Annotated in this window: 22 protein-coding genes; 21 read left to right on the top strand and 1 reads right to left on the bottom strand. The window is 26.2% G+C overall.

The features are described 5' to 3' along the window. The first annotated feature begins 498 nt into the window (after nucleotides 1-498). The 20 genes from K0040_RS02280 (at nucleotide 499) to K0040_RS02185 (ending at nucleotide 18,047) form a co-directional block, all read left to right on the top strand. Complete coding sequence (locus tag K0040_RS02280) at nucleotides 499-945, top strand: hypothetical protein (RefSeq protein ID WP_228107356.1); 447 nt, start codon at nucleotides 499-501, stop codon at nucleotides 943-945. Between the two features lie 282 nt (nucleotides 946-1,227). Beyond that, entirely contained in the window at nucleotides 1,228-1,635 is a 408-nt protein-coding gene (locus K0040_RS02275) for a hypothetical protein (protein ID WP_228107355.1), read from the top strand. 34 nt (nucleotides 1,636-1,669) lie between these two features. Further along, on the top strand, nucleotides 1,670-2,047 hold the full coding sequence (locus K0040_RS02270) for a DUF3139 domain-containing protein (protein ID WP_228107354.1): 378 nt from the start codon (nucleotides 1,670-1,672) through the stop codon (nucleotides 2,045-2,047). A 590-nt stretch (nucleotides 2,048-2,637) separates the two neighbouring features. After that, nucleotides 2,638-2,835, top strand: coding sequence for a helix-turn-helix transcriptional regulator (locus tag K0040_RS02265; protein ID WP_228107353.1), 198 nt, complete (start codon nucleotides 2,638-2,640; stop codon nucleotides 2,833-2,835). A 2-nt stretch (nucleotides 2,836-2,837) separates the two neighbouring features. Next, the gene (locus tag K0040_RS02260; protein WP_228107352.1) at nucleotides 2,838-3,260 is read left to right on the top strand and encodes a hypothetical protein; all 423 of its coding nucleotides are present in this window, start codon (nucleotides 2,838-2,840) and stop codon (nucleotides 3,258-3,260) included. A gap of 361 nt (nucleotides 3,261-3,621) precedes the next feature. Then, nucleotides 3,622-4,152 carry a helix-turn-helix domain-containing protein gene (locus K0040_RS02255; protein ID WP_228107351.1) on the top strand — a complete coding sequence of 177 codons (531 nt, stop codon included), beginning with the start codon at nucleotides 3,622-3,624 and terminating at the stop codon, nucleotides 4,150-4,152. 468 nt (nucleotides 4,153-4,620) lie between these two features. Further along, on the top strand, nucleotides 4,621-5,031 hold the full coding sequence (locus K0040_RS02250) for a hypothetical protein (RefSeq protein ID WP_228107350.1): 411 nt from the start codon (nucleotides 4,621-4,623) through the stop codon (nucleotides 5,029-5,031). Between the two features lie 1,264 nt (nucleotides 5,032-6,295). Then, complete coding sequence (locus K0040_RS02245; protein ID WP_228107349.1) at nucleotides 6,296-6,625, top strand: hypothetical protein; 330 nt, start codon at nucleotides 6,296-6,298, stop codon at nucleotides 6,623-6,625. Between the two features lie 327 nt (nucleotides 6,626-6,952). Continuing rightward, a complete protein-coding gene (locus K0040_RS02240) occupies nucleotides 6,953-8,740 on the top strand; it encodes an aminopeptidase P family N-terminal domain-containing protein (RefSeq protein ID WP_228107348.1) in 1,788 nt (595 codons plus the stop codon). Nucleotides 8,741-9,017: 277 nt separating this feature from the next. Further along, the gene (locus tag K0040_RS02235) at nucleotides 9,018-9,458 is read left to right on the top strand and encodes a helix-turn-helix domain-containing protein (protein ID WP_228107347.1); all 441 of its coding nucleotides are present in this window, start codon (nucleotides 9,018-9,020) and stop codon (nucleotides 9,456-9,458) included. Nucleotides 9,459-9,653: 195 nt separating this feature from the next. Further along, nucleotides 9,654-10,571 carry a hypothetical protein gene (locus K0040_RS02230; protein WP_228107346.1) on the top strand — a complete coding sequence of 306 codons (918 nt, stop codon included), beginning with the start codon at nucleotides 9,654-9,656 and terminating at the stop codon, nucleotides 10,569-10,571. A gap of 269 nt (nucleotides 10,572-10,840) precedes the next feature. After that, on the top strand, nucleotides 10,841-11,317 hold the full coding sequence (locus K0040_RS02225; RefSeq protein WP_228107345.1) for a GNAT family N-acetyltransferase: 477 nt from the start codon (nucleotides 10,841-10,843) through the stop codon (nucleotides 11,315-11,317). 74 nt (nucleotides 11,318-11,391) lie between these two features. Next, entirely contained in the window at nucleotides 11,392-11,754 is a 363-nt protein-coding gene (locus tag K0040_RS02220) for a hypothetical protein (protein ID WP_228107344.1), read from the top strand. A gap of 33 nt (nucleotides 11,755-11,787) precedes the next feature. Beyond that, a complete protein-coding gene (locus tag K0040_RS02215) occupies nucleotides 11,788-12,033 on the top strand; it encodes a hypothetical protein (RefSeq protein WP_228107343.1) in 246 nt (81 codons plus the stop codon). 218 nt (nucleotides 12,034-12,251) lie between these two features. Next, complete coding sequence (locus K0040_RS02210) at nucleotides 12,252-12,725, top strand: GNAT family N-acetyltransferase (protein WP_265588779.1); 474 nt, start codon at nucleotides 12,252-12,254, stop codon at nucleotides 12,723-12,725. A gap of 133 nt (nucleotides 12,726-12,858) precedes the next feature. Continuing rightward, entirely contained in the window at nucleotides 12,859-13,356 is a 498-nt protein-coding gene (locus K0040_RS02205; protein ID WP_228107342.1) for a hypothetical protein, read from the top strand. A 149-nt stretch (nucleotides 13,357-13,505) separates the two neighbouring features. After that, nucleotides 13,506-15,023, top strand: a complete 1,518-nt coding sequence (locus K0040_RS02200) for a S41 family peptidase (protein ID WP_228107341.1) — start codon at nucleotides 13,506-13,508, stop codon at nucleotides 15,021-15,023. Nucleotides 15,024-15,750: 727 nt separating this feature from the next. After that, nucleotides 15,751-17,250: a glycosyl hydrolase gene (locus K0040_RS02195; RefSeq protein ID WP_228107340.1), complete on the top strand. Its 1,500-nt coding sequence runs from the start codon at nucleotides 15,751-15,753 to the stop codon at nucleotides 17,248-17,250. Nucleotides 17,251-17,307: 57 nt separating this feature from the next. Further along, nucleotides 17,308-17,844 (top strand): hypothetical protein, encoded by a 537-nt coding sequence (locus K0040_RS02190; protein ID WP_228107339.1) that lies wholly within the window; start codon nucleotides 17,308-17,310, stop codon nucleotides 17,842-17,844. After that, nucleotides 17,844-18,047, top strand: coding sequence for a hypothetical protein (locus K0040_RS02185; RefSeq protein ID WP_228107338.1), 204 nt, complete (start codon nucleotides 17,844-17,846; stop codon nucleotides 18,045-18,047). The genes K0040_RS02190 and K0040_RS02185 overlap by 1 nt, the downstream gene beginning before the upstream one ends. Before the next feature lie 18 nt (nucleotides 18,048-18,065). Here K0040_RS02185 and K0040_RS02180 read toward each other — a convergent pair whose 3' ends face one another. After that, on the bottom strand, nucleotides 18,066-18,524 hold the full coding sequence (locus tag K0040_RS02180) for a hypothetical protein (RefSeq protein WP_228107337.1): 459 nt from the start codon (nucleotides 18,522-18,524) through the stop codon (nucleotides 18,066-18,068). 249 nt (nucleotides 18,525-18,773) lie between these two features. On the opposite strand from K0040_RS02180, the gene murJ reads away from it, so the two are divergent. Next, on the top strand, nucleotides 18,774-20,297 hold the full coding sequence (gene murJ, locus K0040_RS02175) for a murein biosynthesis integral membrane protein MurJ (RefSeq protein ID WP_228107336.1): 1,524 nt from the start codon (nucleotides 18,774-18,776) through the stop codon (nucleotides 20,295-20,297). The last annotated feature ends 2 nt before the right edge of the window (nucleotides 20,298-20,299 follow it).

The raw sequence follows: 20,299 nt of genomic DNA, 5'->3' as shown, positions 1-20,299 counted from the left end.
AATACCTGAAATAGTAAAATTGAAAGGGTATAAACCTAAAAGAAAAAGTATAATAAATATAGATAAAGGCCAATTTACACTTTTTCTGTAAAAATACAGTATGGTCTTTATCTATATTTATCTAAAAATTCTTTTAAAATAGGCTCATATAGTTTATATGACCTAACAACAACTTTTCCTTCAAAGTTGTCTATTTCTAATTTATCCTCGTTAACTACATTATTACTACTTTCTTGCTTTTATATATCTTTAGCAACTATTTCAATAGTGTTTTAATACTGATTACTTTCCTTATTTAATTCATATCCCACTTTTTAAATCTATTTGATATGGCCTTTCGAGAACTTATTATATTCTCATTGTCTAACTTTGATAAACTATAACATTACTTAAGTTTTTTATTTATAAATAAAGGGTAATAGTGTTATTTCGTTTAATATAATTGATAGTATATTAGTAAAAAAATCTAACAAATAAAGAGTGTATGGAGGAAATAGTTTGAAGAAATATATACTTATATTATTTTATATTTTATCTACAGTTATTTTAATAATTGGATGTCAGACAAAAGAAGGTACCACAACAGAATACTTAAATACATTTAATGAAGGTCAAAAAATAGCTAAAGAAAATGGATATTCTTTAAAAAAAGATAAAAGTGAATACGATTTAAAATTAGATATTAAAGACGAGCATGTATTTTCTATGATTGTATCATCATGTAAAAAAGGTGGATATGATGAAGATATTATTGAAAAAAACAAAAATAATTTTAAAATTAGTACATATCAATTAAATGAACATTCTAAGTTCAATGATGGAATTGTAACATTATCTTTAATAGTTAGTGAAAATAATTCTATTATTGGTGCATTTTTAAATTATGAAGGATATACTCCTAGCCTTACCTCAGTGAAATTTACTGAAAACTTAATTAAAAAATAAAACCACTTATATTTTATCTACAGTTATTTTAATAATTCTATTACATTATATAATTTTAGGTTTTCTATATTAAATTTATTTGATACAGAAGTAAATTGGTAACTAAATTAAGTCAAACAGCTAAAATAGCAACTCCATATGCAATAAGTAATCATTCAACAGGTGTTATAACGATTTATATTCCAGATAGATAGGGGGATTTTTTATGAAGAAAAATATAATAAAAAAATATTACCATTAAGTTTACTTTTATTAATATTAGTTTCTTGTAATAAAAATGAATTGAAGGATTCTAATATTAAAAATGAAGAAGAAAAGTCTAATAAAATTATATCATTAGAAAAAGACCTAAAATTTCCAAATGATTCGTCAAAAAATTATATAAATTATTATGATGAAGTAGTCAAAGAAACAAAGGATATGGAAAATAAATATGAATTTGATATAAATTTAGATGAAAAGAAAATGATAATGATAAAGAACTTATCAAAAGAATTTATTTCAGTTGAAATAGAAGATCCAAATGGAACTACATATGATAATGCAAATCAAAAATCTAAAAGTGAATATAATTTTGATTTTGTATCCCAAAAAGGTTTATATAAAGTAAAAATCAATTTATCTGATAGTAAAAAAAGTAAGTTCGATTTGTATATAGTTATAAGTAAAATAGTATCATTTAAGTTGTAACATATACATTGTTTAAAAAGGAGAAATCTATATTATGAAAAAGAAATACATATATATTTTTTTATTTGCGATATTTCTAATTGGGGCCAGTTTTTACTATCGTTATGAGATATATCCTTATCAATGGAATGAGGCCGAAAAGAGTTTTCAATTATACATAAAAGCACAACACGTAGATAAAAATAATATAGAAAGTATAGAAAAAACAAAGGATAAAAAAACTTCATCTATAGCATACTTAGTTAAGTACAAAGACGATAATGATTTGACATATGTATATAGTTATAATAGATTTGACACAGTTCATCAGTATAAAATGAGTTTAGGTATTGATAATAAAATGGGTAATGGAATAGATGATGAGAAAGTTCCTCATAAATATCCAATTTTAGAAAAAGAAAATAATAAATAAAAAAGATTCTATGGTTTTTGGGAGACTATTTTTTATGTATAACAGTAATACTCGCAACTTTTACCATTTCATTTTTACAGTAAGTACAAATGATCTCCAAAGTTTAAATACATCACAACACTCAGTGCCTTAAGGGTTTTACTAACACAAGTCCAGTTCATCGAAACTGATTTCAAAACATTAATTTTAAAACATTAATATTAAACAAAACAACATAAAAAATATCTAAAAAATCGTGAATTTGAATGCTTAACTGACAATCCTACTAACATATATGTGTATTTAAATTATACTACCCTATTATAACCTAGTAATATAGTAATTTAAAATCAAAAAAGGCATGGAACACTTTCTTTTGTGTCTCAAAAATAAGTATATAAATTCTCTCACTGGTGCATCTACAGACTATATTTTTTTATTAAACTCTAAATGTGTTTTTAGGGAATAGTATTTTTAAAGAATGACCACTAAAACATCTGTTTTAGTGGTCACTTATTTTCATGGAAAGTAAACTTGACATCAAACGAATGGTAAGCTACAATTAATGGAAAGTATACTTTCCATTAATGTAATAAAGGAGTTATTAATATATGAAAAATCGATTAGAAGAAATAAGAAGACAGTATAAAGTAACTCAAGAAGAATTAGCCAATGCATTAGAAGTTTCTAGACAAACAGTAGGCTCATTAGAAAGGGGGAGATATAACCCATCTATAATATTAGCGTTTAAGATTGCTCGTTATTTCAGTATGCAAATTGAAGAAATATTTATTTATGAGGAGAATTAAAAATGAAAACTGTTAAATTACATAAAGAAAAATTTAAACTTATATTGTTAATATGTATTACCGTTATATTTTTCATATTAGGTTATCTCGTATTTGATAATACACATTATTCATCAGCTTTATTAGGTATTTCCGGAGCTTCTCTTGGGCTTTCGTTATTCCAATTAAAAAGAATTTTAAATTTTTTAAAAAATTCCGAAAGTTATAATAAGGATCAAATTGCTGTTAAAGATGAAAGAAATATTATGTTAATCGAAAAAGCAAAAACAAATGCCTATGATATCGAGACGTTTACTATCTTTGCTATCACTGCATATGCTATATATTCAAATAATGTAGGATTTGCATTATCAATACTTGCTTTATGGATTATCCGCATCTTTTCATTTCTTTATTATTTTTCTAAAAACAGTAAACAATATTAGTGTTTAAATGTAAGTTTAGAGGAGCAAATTTCCGTATGATTGTCAGATATATATATTAAACGAACATTACTCTAACAAGTCTTAAAATTTTACTTTAGGGACTAGTCATGTATTTTACATAAAGTTAAAGCCTTTAAAATCCAAATAAATGGATTTTAAGGGCTTTTTTACTAGTTATCTTTGATATGTATTTTTAAGGAACAATTGTATTTTGTGAATTTAATTTATTTATGGTAAAATCAGTAAATAAGCTAACTAGAAACTTGTTTCTATATTAAAAAATGCTATATGAAATACTTTGGATAGATTATTTTTAACCCCAATAATATGCTATTACTACATTTAACTTTAAGGAGAGATTATGAAGATAAGTGCAATACTAAAACAACAAAGACTAGATTTAAACTTAACGCAAGAACAAGTAGCTGAAAAAATTTTTGTTTCTACTAAATCAATTTCAAATTGGGAAAATGATAAAAATTTCCCTGATATAGAAAGTTTAGTTCGGCTTGCTAAACTTTATAATTTATTATTAGATAATTTATTATTGGAAGGATCTGATATTATGAATGATATAAAGAAAAAAGAAAAAGTATATGAATTAGAAAAGACAAAGTTCATTGGCCCATCACTAACTAATATTATTTTAGGCTTTATGATTGTTTTACCTCTTATTTATAAAGATTTTGAAACATCAATATCTATGCGTATTTTTTTTATACTTCTACTACTATCTAATTATTTTACTTTATCATACTTTTGCGAAAAAATAGATAACTATGATATTTCAGATAGTAGAAGTATAAAATTCAAGATAGTTACAATTACATTCAATGTTTTAATTTTAGTAAGTTATTTTATACATATTTTACAAAAGCTCAACATATTTTAATTTTTTATAAAAAGCCAATGCCCTTAAAATTCATTCAATTCGATTCTAAGGGCATTGTTACACAAATTTTCTTCTTTTACTGTCGCATTCTTCTTCGCTTTCTTTCCTTCCTTATTCAAGCTGCATACGAATTTTGACGGATGTGTTTTTTGTTATTAGGTTTTTATTTTAATTAAATATCATATTCGTAATACTTTTGTTATTAATAAGACCTATGTTTCAAGACCTTATTAATCACAAAATACCACAATATAAAGTATATCATGCTCTCATTACACCAAGTTTAAAATACATCATAACACCCAATGCCTTAAGGGTTTTACTAATACAAGTCTAGTTCATAGAAACTGATTTCAAAACATTAATATTAAACAATTAAATAAATATGTTTTGCATAAAGTTTAAATCTGCTATTATAACTCTTATAATAGCTATCTAATATTAATTATATAAAGGGGGACTAGAAATATGAAAAGAAATATATTTTCTATATTAATTTTTTCTGTCACATTACTATTAATTGGTTGTTCATCATCTAAGGCAAATTTACCTTTGCACGGATTTTATCAGAGTGATGCAGTAAATGGATATCATGTTCAAATTTCATTTAATAAAACAGACAATAGTTTTGTTGAATATATTGATAATAGAGAAGTTGATAAAGGAATGTATGAAATTTCAAAAAAAGATAATACCTATAAATTAAGTAGTGATGGGCAAAATTTTGAAATTAGTTTAAAAGAAGATAATTCTTTTGATTTAACTATTAATCAACTAAATAAGGGTAAACCAATAAATATGAAAAATATAAGTGATATACCATCAAGTTTTGGAACAAAATTTGATGATATTGAAGAATATAAAAAATTATTAGACTAATAGTTCCATTAGTTCTTTTAACAACTGTACCTTAGTGTATACATTAAAAATACTAAGATACAGTTGTTTTTTATTCCTAGTATTTTTAATTAAATCTTCATATTAATTATTATTTTTTTTTACTATAAATTGATATATAAGATCGCAAATATTTAAGATTATTAATCCAACACTATATATAATAAACAGTTTACTTATTATAGGTTGCAATGCTTCATTTTTAACTCCTATTGGAATTGAAATAATAAAAATAAATAATATAAAAACAGATATCCACCTTATTTTTTTAAACACGTAAAAATAAACCTCCTTATTTATTTTAAACTGTAGTAATAATGAAATGTTCCTCTTTATAAAATTAAAATACATTCTCTAATATAATATCAAACTCCTGTATTATAAACATTAAGATATTAAAATATTAAGATATTGAAAGAATACAAAAATAGTAAAATAAAACCATTATTTAAGCGTAATACCATTGTGTTTAAGTATTGTCAATGGTTTGAATTATTTTTGTGTCAGTAAATGCCTATAAAATATAATTAACATATTTAAAATATAATTGACATATTGAATATAAATTAAGAGGGTGTTTTATCATTATGAAAAAAAGAATGAAATCTAAACTCATAGCTTTTTCATTAATAATTTGTTCAATGCTTAGTGTTTCATTTAAATTAGCCAAAGCAGGGAGTTCAAACAAATCACAAATTATTAAGTATAAAGTATACTGAAGACCTGCAAATAAAGAGCAAATATTAATTTTTTATTAATTAAAGGAGTAAATCTATGAAATTTTTTCTCAAACAGAAAGTTATAATAATACTGTTAAGTATTATAACTTTCGCAACTTTATATTATAAAAGTTATGGCTTTTCTTTAAACATATACTCATTTTTATTTATAGTTATTTACTTAATAATGCTAATATTATTTATCAAATACAATAAACAATCTTAACAAGTAGATTAACCCGTTGGAAACATCGGGTTAGTTTGTCGTAAAGTGTAAAAACCATATTTTAGAACACCCCAAAAAAAATTAAAATATGAGCGAGCGTGAAGCAGGAAGGAAAGTATTCGATTAATAGCCAAAAATATGGATTGTAGTAGAGGACTATTTGAACTTATAAGTACATCGGCCCTTCAATAACTAATAATCTTTTAGGCCTTATGACTTTTTTACCTCTTATTTATTTAGTAGATTTTTAATATAATTTCAGTTACTATATAATTAAATTTTTTAAATGGAGGGATATTATATGATGGTTTGTAATAAGTGCAATAATAAAATTACCTTACTAAGTCGACTAAAAGGTTTCATAAAATTAAAATATATAATTCATGATGTTCCTTGTGAAATAAAATGTGAAACATGTAATACTATTTATAAAATAGAAAATGAAAAAGGAATAAAAAACATCAGGTCTTTTATGTATTTTCTATTTCTTTGCTATCTATATACTTCGTTTAAATTTGGCACTCTACAAAATTTAATTATTTTAATAATAGGATGTTGTCTAATTAATCCTATATCCAATCTTATAATATCTTACTTTGGAAAATACAAAGAACAACAAAACAATCAGTAAAATTAATTTATTATTTTAAATCAGATTATATGCTAAAGACTGAAAATATCACAGCATGCGCATCAGTAGTGCTGCACAAATACCTAGTGACATAATATTCCTAATTTATTTATATTAATATATTTACCCATATTATTTTGTTGATTTAATATTGACTTATATATATTTGGTGTTACAATTTAATTGCTATAAAGCAATATGGTATTAGTTGATTCTTTAAATGAATTTCTTAACTTATAAAGATATATAAATTGAAAGTTACATTTAAGAAAAAACTATATGATTTGGCACAAGACAATAAAAATAAAAAAAAAGAGGGAATATAAGATGAATATAGTAAAAAGAATTGAAAACTTACGTAAAGTTATGCAAGAAAAAAACATCGATGCTTACATAGTTCCAACTGCTGATTTTCACCAAAGTGAATATGTTGGAGAGTATTTTAAATCTAGAAAATTCATCACTGGATTTTCAGGATCTGCAGGGACTGCAATTATAACAAAGACTGAGGGTCGCCTTTGGGTAGATGGAAGATATTTTATACAAGCGGCTAAACAACTTGAAGGAACTACAGTTGAGTTAATGAGAATGGGTGAACCAGAAGTTCCAACTATAGAAGAATATTTAAAAGAAACATTAAAATCTGGAGAAACACTAGGTTTTGATGGACGTGTAGTATCAGTAGGAGAAGGTCAAGAATATGAAAAAATCGCAAAAGCAAATAATGCAAAAGTTGATTATAATGAAGACCTTATAAGTGAAATTTGGAATGATAGACCAGTGCTTTCAAAAGAACCAGCATTTGCATTGGACGTTAAATATACAGGTGAATCGACATCAGACAAATTAAAAAGAATTAGAGAAGAAATGGATAAAGCAGGGGCATCTATTCATGTTCTTACAACTTTAGATGACATATGTTGGACATTAAATATTAGAGGAAATGATATTGAGTTCTTCCCACTAGTTCTTGCATATGCAATAATCACTAAAGATACTGTTGAGTTATACATTGATGAGAGTAAATTAAATGATGAGATGAAAGCAAATCTTGCTAAAGACTGCGTTGTACTTCATCCATACAATGATGTATATGAAGATGCAAGAAAAATTGGAGAAAATGAAGTTGTACTTCTTGACCCATCAAAAGTAAACTATGCTCTTTATAACAATATTCCATCAAATGTATTAAAAGTAGAACAAAGAAATCCAGAGATTTTATTTAAAGCTATAAAAAATCCAGTGGAGATTGAAAATATCAAAAAAGCACAAATTAAAGACAGTGTTGCACACGTAAGATTTATGAAATGGTTAAAAGAAAATGTGGCGAAAACTAAAATTACTGAAATTAGTGCGTCTGAAAAATTAGACCAACTTCGTGGTGAAATGGGTGATTTTATACGCCCAAGTTTTGAACCAATATCTTCTTTTGGAGAGCATGGAGCAATAGTTCATTATACATCAAGCCCAGAAACTGATGTTGAATTAAAAGAAGGAAGCTTATATCTATCAGATACAGGTGCAGGTTTTTATGAAGGGTCTACTGATATAACAAGAACTTTCGCTCTTGGGGAAATTTCACAAGAAATGAAAGATAACTTTACATTAGTTGCAATCAGTAATATGCAACTTGGAAGTGCTAAATTCTTAGAAGGATGCACAGGTATGACACTTGATATGCTTGCAAGAAAACCATTCTGGGATAGAGATATGAACTTTAACCATGGTACAGGTCACGGTGTGGGCTATCTTTTAAATATTCATGAGGGTCCAACAGGATTCCGTTGGCAATATCGTAAAGGAGAAATAGAACCATTCCATGCAGGTATGATCATAACAAATGAACCTGGTATATATATTGAAGGTTCTCATGGTATACGTTTAGAAAATGAATTACTTTGCAAAAAAGGTAATAAAAATGCATACGGACAATTTATGCATTTTGAAACAATAACATTTATTCCAATGGATTTAGACGCAATTAATCCAGATATAATGACAGCTGAAGACAAGAAACTATTAAACAATTATCACCAAGAAGTATTTGAAAAAATATCACCATTCTTAAATGAAGAAGAAACTGAGTGGTTAAGAAAATATACAAGAGCAATCTAATTAATAAATACACTTTTCAGTGATCTATGGCTGGAAAGTGTATTTTTAATTTAATGCTATTATTATGAAAAAAATCAGACACTTATTTATCCTGCCGTTACAATGTCAGAAAAAATTGTTATATAATACGAATTAAAAAGTATTTGTATTTATATAAATTCGTTAGATGTTAAGTTTAATTGACAAAATTCCAAATTCAATTGGTAGAAAATAATTCATCCTTAAAGTATACTATACCTACAAGTTAACTTTGAACAAATGGAAGGATGTGATTATTATGTTATTAGGAGATAAAATATTAAGTTTACGTAAAAAGGCTGGTTTATCTCAAGAAGAAGTTGCTAATAAATTAGATGTATCTAGACAAACTGTAAGTAAGTGGGAAGCAAATCAAACAGTTCCTGAGTTAAAAAATATCAAACTACTAAGTCAGCTATATAATGTAAGTTATGATTATCTTATAAGTAAGAGCAATCCAAGTGGTGATATTACTAGTATAGAAATGATAGTTGATGAAATTGATTGGACTAGTGCATGGAGTAAAAAATATCCTATTTTAGATTCATATCAAGGAATGCAAAACATAAATACTTATTGTGAAAAAATATCAAAATTATACGATGAGTTCAAAAATGAATTTAATTTTAACGACCAAGATACAGTATTGGTTTTAAAAGATATCCTTTATCAAAAGTATAAAATAGAAAAAAATAAGTAAATTAAAAATTATTTGTATAGATTTTGGGTTACAATTTTTATATAATGCCAATTAAAAGAGCATCAAGATAAGATGCTCTTTTTTATTTTATAAATTTACATATTTTTATAGCAGAACAAATAACACCCAATCTCAAAAACAATAGAGTTCTATACATGCAAATTAAATAATAATTTATATATGAGGGGGTGTAAAATGAGTGATAAAAAATTAGAAGAAAATCTTGGTGGAGCATTAAGATTTATAATAAAAAATTTTGGTAAAAATTCATTGTTAGACTCTACTCATTTAAGTGTGATGATAAGTGAATTAAGACCAAATTTATCTAAAGAATCTGCATGGCTAAAAGAAGCTTTGGACCTGGGTATAGGAGAAATACTCTTAGACAAGAAAAACACCAATGACTTAAATAGAAAAATAGCCCTAACTAAAGCAAGACTTATAATGGAAGAGAAGCATATTCCCAAAAAAAGAATAAATTTTATATTGGAAAATTTGAAATATGGATTAAAATGGCCACAATATATTAAAATAAAAGATAAAAAAATAGAGAAGTATTTACTAAAAGGTAATTTCGAACAGGAAGAAATATTGGATGAGCTTGATGATATTAACGAAGATAATCAAATGGAGAATAACTTTTTACACAATGAAAATAATATAAACTCTCAGGATTACGAAAAAGATTTACTAGAAGACTCCCAAGAAAATGACCCTAGTTTAAGCTCTGCAAAGAAAAAACATAATTACATAATTCCTTTACTTATAGTAGTTTTTATAGGAATTATAGGTACAGCAATTTTTATAGGTTTAAACACAAGTCAGGTAAATGTAACAGAAGTCATATTTGATATAGATTACAAAAAAGATAAGTCTGCATATGTTTTTAAAAAAGGGGATTTTATAATAATGAATTTGGCTTTTGATAGTGATAAAGAGGAAAAGATAGATGAAAATAATCTTTCTTATGTTGTAGACGACACATCCATTTGCAAAGTAAGTGATGAATTTAACAAATGTAGAATAACAGGAATAGGTGTTGGAACTACAACTATTCATGTATACTACGGTAACAAGTTGATAAAAAATGTAGAGATATCCTTTGAGAATTAGGCAAAACAATTGCATCAGATTTTAATTATATTTACAAAATCATAAATACAAGGTACATAAGGGAAAACATATGATAATTTCCACACAAAAAAGTATAAAAGAAATACTTTTGTGAAACCAGGCTGTTGTCAGTAGGTGGTGAAAACACAGACTAAAAAATTATTTAGGATAAAATAAGAATTACTTGAGATAGTAAGCCATTGATATAAAATCAGTGGCTTTTCTGCTACAATTAAGAGATAAATATGAATTTATGAAGGAGAGAGAAAATGAATATTGTATTGGCTTATGATAGAGAAAAAGAAATAAGGGAACTTGTAGTTGAGTATACCGATATGATTATTAAACAAGGAAATGATGTTAAAGAATGTCTTTCTTCACAAAATTTAGATGAAGAATTAAAAGATATGAAAAATAAATATAGTTTACCCTATGGTAGAATGTATCTTGCAATTGTGAATGATGAGGCTGTGGGGTGCGTTGCCCTAACTAAGAATGATAATGAATACTGTGAAATAAAAAGACTTTATGTTCGTCCAAAATTCAGAGGACAAGGTATTAGTAAAGCACTTACTGAGCAAGTAATATCTGATGCCAGGAAAATAGGATACAAATATATGAGATTAGACACATTTCCTTTCATGAGTTCAGCAATTAAATTGTACGAAAAGTATGGATTTAAGATTATAGATCGATATAATGATAATCCAGCAAAAACAGCTATATTTATGCAACTGGATTTATAAAGATAGATTCCAATTTATTCATGAGATTTATTTAAACAATACTTAAAATTGTGGTCAATAAAGGGGGGGACTTTATGAATAAAGGCAATCATAGATTTGATTTTAACTGTTCTAAAAATACTTTGATTACTAAACTGGATAAACTAAAAGTTATAAATGCAGACAATTCTACTAATACAAATTTATTATGTAGGAGAATTAATAACAAAATAAAATTTATGCTATATACAAATAATACCCCTGGAACCCATGCTACTCATAAAGGAGTTTTAGACACATATACTTTTGAAGGGGAAATATTTGAAAAGGAGTCTACATCCTATATTTCAGGAAGTTTTAAAAGTGGCTTAGGTATAAAATTTTTTACATTTAAGGAAATTATAGTCAAGTTTACGCTGTTGATAAACTCTGGAATCAAGTTATATCAAGTCATTTAGGGAATGTAAAAAATGTATTTTTGAGCGACGGAGTTGCCTGAAGCGATAGCGAAGGCATCTCGTTGGCGACATGAACGAAGCGAATTTTTTATTGTTTTCGGATTTATTTTCTCTCTTATGTTTCCCATGATGGGCATTTTTGAAGGATTTGTAGTGAGAGAGCTTTTATTTGTTCCTGTAATTTTCCTTGGTGGTATGATTTTCTTTAAAAAGAACACTGAGAATAGATTGTTAAAGAGGATTAAAGAGTTTGAAGAAAAAGTTAATTTACATATTTAAAGAAAAAACTAGGTTTAACCTAGTTTTTTTATACAATTTGGTCTATTACTTTCATTTAGAAATGTATGCTTTGGAAAGGATTTGAATGAATAATTTTAATATAATGGGAAATTAAAGGTGCTTTTCATATAATATAGATAAATAGGAATTTATAGAAAGGATGAATAGATATTATAATTAGACTAGGAGTAGAAAAGGATATTGATAAATTAGAAGAATTGTATAATGAATTGAATGATTACTTACAAGCTCATGTAAATTATCCAGGTTGGAAAAAGGGAGTATATCCAATTAGAGATGATGCAGTTGCTGGAATTAAAGATGGTGGTTTATATGTTGCAAGTATAAGTGGAAAAATTGTAGGTTCAATAATATTAAGTCATAAGCCAGAGCATGCTTATTTAATGGCAAATTGGCAAAAACAGTTTAAATATTCAGATGTATTTGTAATTTATACATTTGCTATACATCCAGACTATTGGGGTCAAGGAGTCGGAAAAGAACTCCTAAAATTTGCAGAGAAACAGGCAAATAAGAAGGATATTAAGGTACTTCGTTTAGATGTTTATGAGAAAAACTTACCGGCAATCAAGCTTTATGAAAAGTTCGGTTTTAAATATATTGATACTGTTGATTTAGGATTAGAGAATTATGGATTGAAGTGGTTTAGGCTATATGAAAAATTACTCTAAAAATAATGATAGATTAATTAAATAAAATTTGTGAGACTCGTGTTTAACTAGGTAGGGGAGATTTGATGAAAATTGTAATGATAAATGAACAAAATTATGTAAATAAATAGGAATTTGGATTGGAGGTTAAAGTATGAATTTGTGGATATTATTAATAGAAACTGTAATTATAACAGTGATTTTCAATTTAGTTATATTTATTCCTTTATGTAAAAATCCAGTTTGGTGGATTCATGATTATCCAAAAGATATTCAAGAAGAATATTTTAAAACTCATGAAAGAATACCAGCAGAACCATTAAGCAAAACAGCTATAATTAAGAAGGGAATATTTATTTTCATTGGTTTTATAGTACTTGTTGGACTAATGAGTTTAGCACAGGCAAAAACTTTTCTAGATGGGTTTTTAGGAAGCTTTTTTATTTGGTTTATAATTAATGTTTGGGATTGTTTCTTTATGGATTGGATTTTATTTGCTAATATTAAGGTAATAAGATTACCTGGTACTGAACATATGGATAAAGAATATCATCAAAAAAAGTATCATTTTGTTCATGGTCTAGTAGGAATGTTAGTAGGGATATTCCCATGCCTATTTGTAGGAGTAAGCATTTTATTAATTAACTTATAAACTCCAAATTGTAGGGTAATTATTTATATAATGGGAGGTTATATGGAGAATTATATAAAGCTTAGAGTGTTTAGGGATGAAGATGTAGAGCTGCTTAAAAAGTGGTTGAAAAATACAAATTAGATATTATGATTGAAGGGGGGAAAGGTATGAGAAAAAAGTTGGGGATTTTATTTATATTAATAATATTTGTGGTAGCTATATTTCAAATTAACAAATTAAGAATAAGGAATAATTGTAGTGAATTTGTAGATAAAGTTAATGAGAAAAAAATTAGTACTAAAAATACAAATAAAAGTAAAAAAGATATAAGTAGTTATATGTATGAATACAATCCAAATGAGTTAGGAATATCAGAAAATCAGTTAGAATATATAACATATGTTTTAGATGATAGTAAAGGCAAAACAATTAATAAGCCTATCACAATAACTAAATCTCAAGCAATTTCAGATGTAGATTTCATTTTTAATGTAATAAAATACTCCTATGGAGGATATTTATATTTCGGTGGGGATTCAACCTTTTTAAATGCTAAAAAAGATATAATAAATACAATTAAAGAATATGATAATGATATAATTTCAGTATCTGAGTTGGAACAGTTAATACTTAAAAATATTAAATTTATAGAGGATAACCATTTTAGTGTTAACCAAAAATCACCAATGACTTCTAAGGTATACTATAGCAACGAAAATATAGAATTTAATAAGTCAGAAGAGGGCTATTATACTATTAAAGATGGAAATAAGTATTATATAAAATCAATAGATAATAGTGAAAATATAGAAGAATACTTAAAGCTATCTATAAATAAATCTGGTGATTTATGCTATTACTTAGGAATATTAGATGATATTGATAAAGAGAATACTTTAAAAGTTATATTAAGTTTTAACAATAAAGATATATCTGAATGTATTGAACTTTCTCATATAAATAAATCAGTAGCTAGTGGGGACTATAAATATACAGTAAAAGATAAAATACCCCTAATAACTATACCTAGAATGTATGAGAAAAACTCTGATGACAAAATTAGCAAATTATTTCCTGAATCAGCCAACTTAATAAAAAAATATCCTATAGCAGTTGTGGATATTAGAGGTAATTCAGGAGGTCAAGATATTATGTCTATAGAATGGTTTAAAAATTATACTGGGCAGGTTCCGCATATCCAGAGTGAAGGAATTATACTAAACAGTAAAATTAATAATTATATTTCAAAAAAGATTTTGGAAAATATGAATTATGATGATCTAATAGATGAGCTAAAAGATGATTATAACAGGGAACTTGAAAAAATATCATTAAATGAAAATAAATGGTACTTAGATGAGAGTAAAGAAAAAAGATTTAAAAATGATAGATTAATATTTATTATCGTAGATGAGTGTGTGGCATCATCTGGAGAAAATTTTGTTAGATATTTAAAAACTTTAGATAATGTTATAGTAGTTGGAACAAATACTTATGGAGCATCTGTATCAAGTAAGTTTAACAAGACCTATCTTCCAAACTCTAAAATTCAATTTGTTTTTGGTAATAATATAATAATTTGTAATGATACCCAAGAAGGTGTAGGATTAACTCCTGATATTTGGAGTAATGATAGTGATATTTTAGAAAATATTATTAATCTGGCTAATAAACTAAGAAGTTGAAAAAACAAGTCTACACACACTGTGGAACTTACTTAAATGAGTATTCCATAAGAGCTGTTGTAGTTAGAATGACTTGAAAATATCACATCATGGGCATCAGTAGTGATTGGAAAAGTAAGTGGAATTTTTTCGGGTACAAAGGGAAAGGTAAAGACTAGTGTCTGTTCAAAGTTACAGCTAGAGTTATAAAAAAATTCAAGTTGTTATTAAACATACATTAAAAAGATATAGAATTAGTATAATACCAAATCCTATATCTTTTTACTATTCATACTATTTTATTTTTGCCATATCTTTTTTATTACTTATTAGTTTAAATACAAAAAACACTCCACAGATTACAGACGATAATAAAAGAATTCCCTTTTTCATGACTATCTCTCCTTATAAGCTTTATTTACTTAATTTTATATGAAAAATATTATAAGAAAAAGACTGTTTTTTATCGTAATTTTTAGATATAATGATAATGATGGGGTTTTATGTCGACCCTTTAGACCTAAGCTAAATAAAAACGTTTTTTAATTATATAGTTAAAGAAGTATATCTAAAAAATTAACAAAGCTAGCCCATGAGGCTAGCTTTTATTTTACCCAAAACCTATGAATAATGCGAAATGAAAATGTTTTTGATATCATATAAATAAACAAGAAAATTTATGATTATAAAATATACTAAAATTTGATATACAAATATAGATTTAATCATAGGAAAAGAGGAATCACATATGAACAAACTAAAACAAATACTAGTATCACTAATAACAAATCCAATACTGCTTATAGCATATGGTTTTTTCTTTTATAAACTAGCTGAAATTTGCAAATATGGAAGACATAATTACAATCTTCAAATATTAATACTATTAACTGTATTTTTTATACTTGTTATTGTAATTACATCTATTAAAATTATAAAAAATAAGAAGGGCAATCTAAGCAAGCTAGCAACATCAAAACCTTGGAAATACACATCTATAGCATTAATAATTGCAATTACGTCATTCTATGGATACAACATATACAAAAGCTCAGTAAATTTTGGTGGAAAACTTTCATGGTTAATACTTAGAGCAAAAACAGAAAGAAGTGTTGAATTTGAACACAATAATTTTTACAAATATGGTGTGGCAGGAATTTTTAATGATATAAATGAAAAATATCCTCTACCAAAGAAATTATACATGAGCAATGAGTTTCAGCTACAGTTTAACTCTGATGGAAAAATTACAGATTTATACGCCTTTGTTTATGGTAAAAATAAAGATGGACAGGAGAAGAGTTACCTGATAACTTATGACAACAAATCAAATAAAATGACTCTAAGACTTGATGGAGTAGTAAATGGTGACTACACTGAAGACAAGTTATTAGATCCTTTAGTAGAAACAGTAAGAGCAATTAATATAAAAAAATCCTACTTGAAAAATAATGAAAAAGAATATGGGCTACTTTATAGTGGAAAAAGAAGCTGGGTATATAATACAACAGGGCTAATAAATATTTATGAAGATGGTCATGAACTTAAGCTAGAAGATATATACAACATGTATTTAGAAGAATTTAGTGGAGAAATAACTGGGTATAGCGTATCTTTATACATTCCAAATAAGAAAGAAGAGATAACGCCTTTTAGGTATAATTTAATAAATGACACTAACTGGAGTAAAAGTCAAAACATTCTTCCTGGAGAAAATCCTAATAAGGAAGAAGAAAAACCTGATGAATTCAATAATCCTAATGAATCAAGTAAAGAGAAATTTTACTTATCAGATAAAATAGGATATAAACTAAATCCTGTGGATGCAGCTCTTGGAAGTATTTTTTATGAATTAATAAAAACTACTGATGGTGGCGTTACATGGGAAAAAATAAATGAAAACCCTTTTGGAGATGCTGTTGGAAGTATATACGGTATAAACTTTATAAATGAAAAACTTGGATTTGTAGTTACTGTAAATAAATCTGGTGATAGTGCAACCCTATATCGTAGTGAAAACGGTGGAAAAACCTTTAAAATGGTAGAATTTAATCAAGAGGAAGAAGAGTTAGAAGGTGGCCTTACTACAAGTATTTTTGATTTTCCAACTGTGCCTTACAAAGAAGGTGGAGTATTAAAGATGATTGCAGGACAAGGTCAAGATGGTGACTATAAAGGAGATAAAGGAGTACTATACGAGTCAAAAGATAATGGGAAAACATGGGCAAAATCACAATCAACAATATAATAATACTTTTATATATAAGTACCAGAAATATTAAATCTGAAAAAAAGGGAGAGTATTATGAAGTACGAATATGAATTTAGTTTTGATGATTATGTATCTTATTTAAAAATGAACTTTAAATTAATGGAAGGAAAAAGCCTAATTGATAAAAAACTTATAATAAGATTTGCATTAATTTACATATGCATAAGCTTAATACTAAGATTATTAGAACTGAAACTTTTATGCAATATATTTATAATAGTTGTAGGTGCTGTATTTATTTTTTCATCTATTATATTATCAAATCGTGTATTATCAACTAACCCAAAAATTTTTGCTAAAATAATGGCAAAAAAGAATCCGGATATAATATATGCCAAAAGAATATTTGAAATAAAAGACAATGAATTCTTACTTCATGGCGCATCATCTGTTAAAGTTACAAGTGTAGAGTACATAAAGGATATAATGATGGATGAAAATATTATTGGTATAGTATCGAGTGAAAATATATTATGTGCATATGTTCCTCTTAGTGTTCTGAGAGATGAAAAGGAAGATTTTATAAAAGTAATAAATGACATGATAAAAAAATATAAGGAGAGAAACTAATGGAAAAAGAGATAGATAAAGATGAGATTATAAAAATAATGCAAAGACAAATGATTGCATTTTTAATTTTACTTATTGCAGTAGCTGGGGGATTTATATATTTGAGTCATCAAATAATTGAATTAGAACATCAAGTGAGAACTATAACTCATGAATTAGATTATACAAGGTATAGGGTTGAAGAATTAGAGAAAAAACAATAGACTGATATTCTATAAAATTTATTTATTATAATCAGTCATTTTTAACAATTGTAATATTTTGTATCCATCACTTGTAAGTCCATTGTATGGCCTATTTTTATATTTAATTGGTAGCATTGTCGACATGAATTGCACAAAGCTAAACATCGATATAGCATTAAATATTATCATTGGTAGATATAATAAGTTTGTATTTTTTAAATATAAAAATGATAATAATGAAATAAATAAAGATGATACTGGTCCGCCTGCAAAAACTAGAATTGATTTTAATTTACTATCTATAGGTTTCCAATTGATATAACCATAAGATATATCTGCCAAAGACTTATACCCATTAATATTTATTGTTAGTCTATTAATTTTTATTTGCTTTTTGCAATTAGAATTTCCAATATTAACGATAACTTCACCACTAGTAAATATTAAGGCTGGAATAGCATGACCCATTTCATGGATTATAGTTAGTATAGGCATAAATATAATAAAAACTAATGCATATATTATAGCTAAAAACCCTTCTACTAAAAAGTTCTAAAAATAGAAAAACCATAATGCAAATAGTATAGTTTTCTAGGAAAATTATACCATTTATAACTAAATCGTAAGTTGAAATAATAAGAAAAGTTACCTACAATTAATAAGGTGCTATAATAAGTCTTCAATTTGTATTAAAATGTGAAAAATTATTATACGAAAATAACTAATATGAAAAGAGGTAGCTATATGTCTAAAGCAGTAAAATCAGCATCTATATTATTTATTGCTACAATAATATCAAAAGTTGTTGGATTATTAAGAGATCAGGCTATTGGATATGTATACGGTATAGGTGTTATAGCTGAGTCATATTTTATGGCGTTGAATATTATAACAGTGGCCTTTATAGCATTGCTAGGCGTTGCTATTCAAAGTACATATATGCCAATCTACACGGAGGTAGAAGGGAAAGAAGGAAGACAAAAAGCTTTAAAGTTTACAAGTAATATTATAAACATTATATTTCTAATATCATTTATCGTAGTAGTTTTAGGCTGGTTTTTCACAGAACCACTAGTTAAATTATTTGCATTCGGTTTTAATGGAGAAAAACTCCAACTTACAATGCAATTAACAAGAATTATTTTGTTTTCTGTAGGCTTAGTATGTATAACATACGTACTAAAAGCATATTTGGAAATACATGACTATTTCCTAGTTACAGGATTAATGCCAATTCCATATAATATTTCTATAATAATAGCTGTTTTGCTTAGTAAAAGGTTTGGCATGGAAATTTTGGCATATGGAACTGTATTTGCATTTTTTGTTCAAATGGTATTTTTGATTCCATTTTGCTATAAAAAAGGATTTCGATACAAATTTAATATAAATTTACTTGATAAACATGTAAAACAAATGGGTTTAGCTATAGGTCCCATATTAGTAGGTGCATCAGCATATCAAATAAACAGTTTGGTAGATAAAAATCTATCATCTTTTTTACCTACAGGATCTGTAGCAGCATTGAGTTTTGCATATAAATTAAATATATTTGTAATAGGAGTGTTTGTTGCTTCCATAACAACAGTAATGTATCCCATATTTACTAAACTAGGCTCAAATAAAAATTTAAAACAACTAAAGATTACATTATGTAAATCTGTAAATTCAGTTATATTAATAACCATGCCTATTTCTGTTGGTGCATTTATATTATCTGAACCTATAGTAAAAATAGTTTTTGAAAGAGGTGCTTTTGATCCAACTGCAACTATTATAACAGCCCAAGTATTATCCTGCTATGCGATAGGTATGGTTGCAAGTGGAATGAGAGACGTTCTAGTAAGGATATTTTACTCTTTACAAGATACTAAAATCCCAATGAAAAACAGTATACTCTGTGTTATATGTAATATTATATTTAATCTAATATTGATTCAAACAATGAAAGTTTCAGGACTGGCCTTAGGTTCAAGCCTGGCTGCAATAGTAGCTGTATGTTTTTTAATGATTCAACTTCGAAAGAAAATAGGAAAGTTTAATGCAATGAGTATTTTCACAACACTCCTAAAAACATTTGCAGCATCATGTGTAATGGCCTTTATAGTATTAAAATTATTTGCAAAAATATCTTTAATTAGTGAATTTTTAGCATTGGCAGTTTCTGTTGGGATAGGAGCAATTGCATATAGTATAATCGTATTAATTTTAAAAGTTGATTCAACTGATTATGTTATTGATATAGTTAAATCTAAAATAATAAAATAAAG

The sequence above is a fragment of the Terrisporobacter petrolearius genome (assembly GCF_020748185.1).
GTDB lineage: Bacteria > Bacillota > Clostridia > Peptostreptococcales > Peptostreptococcaceae > Terrisporobacter > Terrisporobacter petrolearius.
Note: the sequence above shows the minus strand (reverse complement) of the source record. Positions and strands in the feature narration are given on the sequence as shown.

Bases quoted from the DNA above. Each gene is read 5' to 3' on its own strand.
- K0040_RS02270 (WP_228107354.1), top strand. From the start codon at position 1,670: ATGAAAAAGAAATACATATATATTTTTTTATTTGCGATATTTCTAATT.
- K0040_RS02265 (WP_228107353.1), top strand. From the start codon at position 2,638: ATGAAAAATCGATTAGAAGAAATAAGAAGACAGTATAAAGTAACTCAA.
- K0040_RS02260 (WP_228107352.1), top strand. From the start codon at position 2,838: ATGAAAACTGTTAAATTACATAAAGAAAAATTTAAACTTATATTGTTA.
- K0040_RS02255 (WP_228107351.1), top strand. From the start codon at position 3,622: ATGAAGATAAGTGCAATACTAAAACAACAAAGACTAGATTTAAACTTA.
- K0040_RS02250 (WP_228107350.1), top strand. From the start codon at position 4,621: ATGAAAAGAAATATATTTTCTATATTAATTTTTTCTGTCACATTACTA.
- K0040_RS02245 (WP_228107349.1), top strand. From the start codon at position 6,296: ATGATGGTTTGTAATAAGTGCAATAATAAAATTACCTTACTAAGTCGA.
- K0040_RS02240 (WP_228107348.1), top strand. From the start codon at position 6,953: ATGAATATAGTAAAAAGAATTGAAAACTTACGTAAAGTTATGCAAGAA.
- K0040_RS02235 (WP_228107347.1), top strand. From the start codon at position 9,018: ATGTTATTAGGAGATAAAATATTAAGTTTACGTAAAAAGGCTGGTTTA.
- K0040_RS02230 (WP_228107346.1), top strand. From the start codon at position 9,654: ATGAGTGATAAAAAATTAGAAGAAAATCTTGGTGGAGCATTAAGATTT.
- K0040_RS02225 (WP_228107345.1), top strand. From the start codon at position 10,841: ATGAATATTGTATTGGCTTATGATAGAGAAAAAGAAATAAGGGAACTT.
- K0040_RS02220 (WP_228107344.1), top strand. From the start codon at position 11,392: ATGAATAAAGGCAATCATAGATTTGATTTTAACTGTTCTAAAAATACT.
- K0040_RS02205 (WP_228107342.1), top strand. From the start codon at position 12,859: ATGAATTTGTGGATATTATTAATAGAAACTGTAATTATAACAGTGATT.
- K0040_RS02200 (WP_228107341.1), top strand. From the start codon at position 13,506: ATGAGAAAAAAGTTGGGGATTTTATTTATATTAATAATATTTGTGGTA.
- K0040_RS02195 (WP_228107340.1), top strand. From the start codon at position 15,751: ATGAACAAACTAAAACAAATACTAGTATCACTAATAACAAATCCAATA.
- K0040_RS02190 (WP_228107339.1), top strand. From the start codon at position 17,308: ATGAAGTACGAATATGAATTTAGTTTTGATGATTATGTATCTTATTTA.
- K0040_RS02185 (WP_228107338.1), top strand. From the start codon at position 17,844: ATGGAAAAAGAGATAGATAAAGATGAGATTATAAAAATAATGCAAAGA.
- K0040_RS02180 (WP_228107337.1), bottom strand. From the start codon at position 18,524: ATGCCTATACTAACTATAATCCATGAAATGGGTCATGCTATTCCAGCC.
- murJ (WP_228107336.1), top strand. From the start codon at position 18,774: ATGTCTAAAGCAGTAAAATCAGCATCTATATTATTTATTGCTACAATA.